The following is a 5,426-nucleotide window of genomic DNA, read 5'->3' on the forward strand; positions in this document are numbered from 1 at the left end:
AGGAGATCGGATCGGTCTCGTCGAGGAAGATCACCTCCTGATGCGGGATGTCGGCGTGGACCGGCACCTCGTAACCGGCGAGGTCGTGGTTGACGAAGAAGCCCGTCCGCTTGTCGAGCGCCAGCTCCTCCATCAGCGCCGCGCCGACGCCCATGGTCATGGCGCCGATCACCTGGCTGCGCGCCGACTTCGGGTTCAGGATTCGGCCCGCCGCGCAGACCGCCAGCATCCGCCGCACGCGGATCTCGCCGGTCGCGGCGTCCACCGCGGCCTCCACGTAATGGGCGCCGAAGGTTGATTGCTGGTATTTCTTGTCGAGGTCGCCGTATTCGATGCCGTCCTCGGCGGACAGTCCGTCGGCGCCGGCCGCTTCGGCCAGCGGGACCTTGCGGTTGCCGGCGACGACCTGCCCGTCCACGAACTGCGCGTCGGCGGAGTTGACGCCGAGCTTCTGCGCCACCGCCTCGCGCAGCTTCACGCAGGCGGCGTAGACCCCGGCGGTGGCGTTGTTGGCGCCCCATTGCCCGCCCGAGCCGGCGGACACCGGAAAGCTCGAATCGCCGAGCCGCACCGCCACCTTGTCCAGACCCACCCCCATCATCTCCGCCGCGGTCTGGGCGATGATGGTGTAGCTGCCGGTGCCGATGTCGGTCATGTCGGTTTCGACCGTCACGATCCCACGCTGGTCCAGCCGCACCCGCGCCGCCGACTTGGTCAGCAGGTTGTTGCGGAAGGCCGCCGCCATGCCAAGCCCGACCAGCCAGCGCCCGTCGCGTACCTGCCCCGGCTTCGGGTTGCGCTTGGCCCAGCCGAAGCGCTCCGCCCCCATGCGCAGGCATTGCACGAGCTGGCGCTGCGAGAAGGCCCGGTTGGGATCGGCGGGGTCGGTCTGGGTGTCGTTGCGGATGCGGAACTCCACCGGGTCCATGCCCAGCTTCTCCGCCATCTCGTCCATGGCGACCTCCAGCGCCATCATCCCCGACGCCTCACCCGGCGCGCGCATGGCGTTGCCTTCGGGCAGGTCGAGCGTGGCGATGCGGTTGCCGATCAGGCGGTTCGCCCCGGCGTAGAGCAGCCGCGTCTGGTCGCTCGCCGTCTCCTCCGAGCCGCCGGGCAGATTGCCCGACCAGCTTTCATGGGCGATGGCGGTGATCGTGCCGTCCGGCGTGGCGCCGATGCGGACGCGCTGGATGGTGGCGGGGCGGTGCGTGGTGTTGTTCATGATCAGCGGCCGCGCCAGCCCGACCTTCACCGGCCGCCCGGCCTCCCGCGCGCCCAGCGCCGCCAGCAGCGCGTCGGCGCGCAGGAACAGCTTTCCGCCGAAGCCGCCGCCGATGAAGGGGGAGATGACGCGCACCTTCTCCTTCGGCATCTTCAGGGTCGCCGACAGGTCGGTGACCATCCAGTCGATCATCTGGTTGGAGGTCCAGACGGTCAGCCGGTCACCCTCCCAGGCGGCGATGGTGGCGTGCGGCTCCATCATCGCGTGGCTCTCGTCCGGCGTGGTGTAGGTCTCGTCGAACTTCACCGGAGCCGCCGCGAAGGCGCCCGCGAAATCGCCGACCACCGAATCGCCGTCCTTGGTCTTCTCCGCCTTGTCCTTGACCGCCGCCAGATCATAGGCGCCGTCCGCCGGGGTGTAGTCGATGCGGACCAGTCCCGCCGCGGTGCGGGCCTGCTCGAAGGTCTCCGCCACCACCAGGGCGACAGCCTGCTGGTAATGCTCGATCTCCGGCCCGCCGAGCAGCGTGGCGGCGTTGCGCTTGCCCTTGTCGAGCGGTCCGGCGTTCTCCGCCGTGACGATGGCGACGACGCCGGGGGCCTTGCGCGCCGCCTCCAGGTCCATGGACGCGATGCGCCCCTTGGCGATGCCCGAGCCGATGACCCAGCCATAGGCGACGTTCGGCGCCACGTCGTGCCATTCATAGGCGTAGGTGGCTTTTCCCGTGGTCTTCAGCGGGCCGTCGATGCGGTCGGTCGGCTTGCCCACCACCTTCAGCTGGTCGATCGGGTTGGTGGTCGCGGGAGTGTCGAACTTCATGTTTCAGCCTCTCACTTTCCCTGGCCTTTCGCTTCGGCCAGCACCGAGGCGAGCGTCCGCTCGACCAGGGTCAGCTTGAACGCGTTGTCGTGCGTCGGCTTCGCATCGGCCAGCAGCCCGGCGGCGACCGCCTTGGCGCCGCGCGGCATCTCGGCCTCGGCGGCCTCGACGCGCCACGGCTTGTGCGCCACACCGCCGACCGCCACCCGGCCGCTGCCGTCGCGCTGCACCACCGCCGCGACGGAGACCAGGGCGAAGGCGTAGGACGCGCGGTCGCGCACCTTGCGGTAGACCTGGGTGCCGCCGACCGGCTTGGGCAGGGTCACCGCGGTGATCAGTTCGCCGGTCAGCAGCGCCGTTTCGATGTGCGGCGTGTCGCCGGGCAGCCGGTGGAACTCCGCGATGGGGATTTTCCGCGTCGTCCCGTCGGCCCGCACCGTCTCCACCGTGGCGTCCAGCGCGCGCATGGCGACGGCCATGTCGCTGGGGTGGGTGGCGATGCAGGCGTCGCTCGACCCGACCACGGCGAGCTGCCGGCTGTAGCCGCCGATGGCGGCGCAGCCGCTGCCGGGCTGGCGTTTGTTGCAGGGCTGGTTGGTGTCGTAGAAGTAAGGGCAGCGCGTGCGCTGGAGCAGGTTGCCCGCCGTCGTCGCCTTGTTGCGCAACTGCCCCGACGCGCCGGCGAGCAGGGCCCGCGACAGCACGCCGTAGTCGCGCCGCACCCGTTGGTCGGCGGCGAGATCCGTGTTGCGCACCAGCGCGCCGATGCGCAGCCCGCCGTCCGGCGTCGCTTCCAGCGTGTCGAGCTTCAGCCCGTTGACGTCGATCAGATGGGCCGGCGTCTCGATCTCCAGCTTCATCAGGTCGAGCAGGTTGGTGCCGCCCGCGATGAATTTGGCGCCCGGCCGGCGCTCGACCGCGGCGGCCGCGGCGGCGGGGGAGTCCGCCCGCTCGTAGGTGAAGGGTCTCATGCCTCCCTCCGTGCGACGTCCGAGATCGCATCGACGATGTTGGAATAGGCGCCGCAGCGACAGATGTTGCCGCTCATCCGCTCGCGGTACTCATCGACCGTCGCTTGGGGCGCGGCGTTGAGGTCGGCGGTGACGTGGCTGGGCACGCCGGCCTTGATCTCGTCCAGCATCGCCACCGCCGAACAGATCTGGCCCGGCGTGCAGTAGCCGCACTGGTAGCCGTCATGCTCGACGAAGGCGGCCTGCATGGGGTGCAGCTTGCCGGGCAGGCCCAGCCCTTCGATGGTGGTGACGCTGCCGCCCTCGTGCATCACGGCGAGCGACAGGCAGGAATTGATCCGCTGCCCGTCCACGATGACCGTGCAGGCGCCGCATTGGCCGTGGTCGCAGCCCTTCTTGGTGCCGGTGAGGTGCAGATGCTCGCGCAGCGCGTCGAGCAGGGTCGTCCGCGTGTCGAGTTCGAGGTCACGGCGCTGCCCGTTCACGGTAAAGGTCACCTTGGACAGGACGGGCGACAGGGACGGCGCATCGGCTCCGGTCGCGGGGGGTGGCATGGCGGTTTCTCCAACATTGGCCGCCTGCGCCGGCGCCCGGAACGGCGCCGCCGTCAGCGCGGCGGTGGCGGCGGTCCCAAGCAGGAGGCCGCGCCGCGTCATGTCGAGGTCGCCGGAATAGTGCATCGGTGAAATCCTCTTCCCTTCCTGGCTGTGGTCCCGGCTCCGCAGGGCGGGGCGCAGGCGTGCGGACGGCTCATCCGCTTGTGCGGATGGGGAAAAGCTAGGCCGTGCCGGTCCGGCGATTACCCGCCGGTCCGCGATAAGGCTTATGAAGCGGATCAATGGAACGGAGCGGCCCGGCGGATGGTTGAGGCGGGTTTGTCCGGCGCTTCCTCATCCACTTGCCTTGATCCGCCCGCGACGCACCGACATGATTGGCCGTGGCGGGAGATTGTCGCTCCCGCAGGCAAAGGGCCGGGCAAAGGAAGGTGAGCGTTGGATCTGCGTCAGTTGCGGTATTTCATCGGCATCGTCGATGAAGGCTCCTTCACGGCCGCGGCTCAGAAGCTGAACGTCGCCCAACCGGCCCTCAGCCACAACATCCGCAATCTGGAAGCGGGGCTCGGGGTCAAGCTGCTGACCCGCGGCGTCCATGGGGTCAAGCCGACCGCCGCCGGCACCCGGCTGTACGAGCACGCGGAGATCATCCTGCGCCACGTCGCCCAGGCGACCGAGCAGGTGCGCAACTGCTCGGGCACGCCGAGCGGGCTGGTGACCGTCGGCTTCACCTCGTCGGTGGCCCTGGTGGCGGCGGTTCCCCTGGTGCAGGCGGTCCGCGCCGAGCTGCCGCAGGTGTCGCTGCGGGTGGTCGAGTCCTTCAGCGGAACGATCCTGGAATGGCTGAACGACGACCGGCTGGATTTCGGCTGCATCTACGACGTGACGCGGTCGCGCACGCTGCTGGCCGAATCGCTGGTGCGCGAGGATCTCTACCTGATCGGGCCGCCGGGCGGCGGGGACGGCGCCATCGCCTTCGACGAACTGGCCGGCAAGGACCTGATCCTGCCGAGCCGTCCGCACAATCTGCGCGACCGCATCGAACGGGTGGCGCGGGAGACCTGCACGATCGTCACCGTGGCGGTGGAGATCAACGGCCTCCCCCAGATCAAGACGCTGGTCGCCAAGGGGGTGGGCTATTCGGTCCTGCCGATCTCGGCGGTGATGGAGGAATGGCGGACGGGCCAGGTCTCGGCCCGGCTGATCGTCTCGCCGTCGCTGCGCCGCTCGGTCCATCTCTGCCGGCCCCGCGGCGCCCCGGTGACCGAGGCCGCGGCGGCGGTGCGCGAGACCTTCCTGCGGGTGGTGCGCGATCTTGTCGGCGGCGGCGACTGGCCCGGCACCCTGCTGCTCGACGAAGAAGCGGCGGCGTCCTAGCGCACGGCCGAAGACATGGGATTCACACCGTGCCGGCAGCGGACCGCCGACGCTCCGGGTACCAGGATGTGAACTTGATCGCGCCGACGAGCGCCAGCACGGTCGCGACGATGCCGAAGCGAGGCGGAAGATCGGGCCGGTAGAGCAGGACGATGTCCGCGATCACCAGCACGAGGAACGCCAGAGCCCACACGCCCGTAATCACGTAATTGGTGTGGATGAAGCGCGGGTCGTCCCAGAATTCATGGGCGACCTGCTCCCGCGCGTACTGCAGCGTGAAGGGGCGCCGCAGCGCGATGGAGATCAGCACGATCAGCAGGAGCCCGGCATCGACGAGCAGCCGGACCCCCATGACGGACCCTCCCATGACGGACCCTCCCATGACGGCCCCTCCCATGACGGCCCCTCCCATGACGGACTGGGTCGGTCCGCCGGCCACGGCGTAGAGCGCCAACCCACCGAACAACAGCACCGTGCCGATTT

General features: G+C 69.7%; 5 protein-coding genes. 1 reads left to right on the forward strand and 4 read right to left on the reverse strand.

What is annotated here, in order from left to right; all coding sequences use genetic code 11:
• From paoC to paoA, 3 genes are all read right to left on the reverse strand, one after another.
• Positions 1–2,041 (reverse strand): aldehyde oxidoreductase molybdenum-binding subunit PaoC (gene paoC, locus GBZ26_RS26430; RefSeq protein ID WP_174441385.1); only part of this gene is annotated, 2,041 nt, incomplete at its 3' end.
• An 11-nt stretch (positions 2,042–2,052) separates the two neighbouring features.
• The gene (locus GBZ26_RS26435) at positions 2,053–3,012 is read right to left on the reverse strand and encodes an FAD binding domain-containing protein (protein WP_174441386.1); all 960 of its coding nucleotides are present in this window, start codon (positions 3,010–3,012) and stop codon (positions 2,053–2,055) included.
• Positions 3,009–3,692 (reverse strand): aldehyde dehydrogenase iron-sulfur subunit PaoA, encoded by a 684-nt coding sequence (gene paoA, locus GBZ26_RS26440; protein ID WP_174441387.1) that lies wholly within the window; start codon positions 3,690–3,692, stop codon positions 3,009–3,011. The genes GBZ26_RS26435 and paoA overlap by 4 nt, the downstream gene beginning before the upstream one ends.
• A gap of 312 nt (positions 3,693–4,004) precedes the next feature.
• Between paoA and GBZ26_RS26445 the strand changes: the two genes are divergently transcribed.
• A complete protein-coding gene (locus GBZ26_RS26445) occupies positions 4,005–4,943 on the forward strand; it encodes a LysR family transcriptional regulator (RefSeq protein ID WP_137104672.1) in 939 nt (312 codons plus the stop codon).
• A gap of 22 nt (positions 4,944–4,965) precedes the next feature.
• On the opposite strand, the gene GBZ26_RS26450 is transcribed toward GBZ26_RS26445, so the two are convergent.
• Positions 4,966–5,310 (reverse strand): DUF3159 domain-containing protein, encoded by a 345-nt coding sequence (locus GBZ26_RS26450; RefSeq protein ID WP_174441388.1) that lies wholly within the window; start codon positions 5,308–5,310, stop codon positions 4,966–4,968.
• Between the last annotated feature and the right edge of the window lie 116 nt (positions 5,311–5,426).

It is taken from the genome of Azospirillum formosense, from assembly GCF_013340925.1.
In the GTDB taxonomy this organism is placed as follows: Bacteria; Pseudomonadota; Alphaproteobacteria; order Azospirillales; family Azospirillaceae; genus Azospirillum; species Azospirillum formosense.

Bases quoted from the DNA above. Each gene is read 5' to 3' on its own strand.
- paoA (WP_174441387.1), bottom strand. From the start codon at position 3,692: ATGCACTATTCCGGCGACCTCGACATGACGCGGCGCGGCCTCCTGCTT.
- GBZ26_RS26450 (WP_174441388.1), bottom strand. From the start codon at position 5,310: ATGGGAGGGTCCGTCATGGGGGTCCGGCTGCTCGTCGATGCCGGGCTC.
- GBZ26_RS26435 (WP_174441386.1), bottom strand. From the start codon at position 3,012: ATGAGACCCTTCACCTACGAGCGGGCGGACTCCCCCGCCGCCGCGGCC.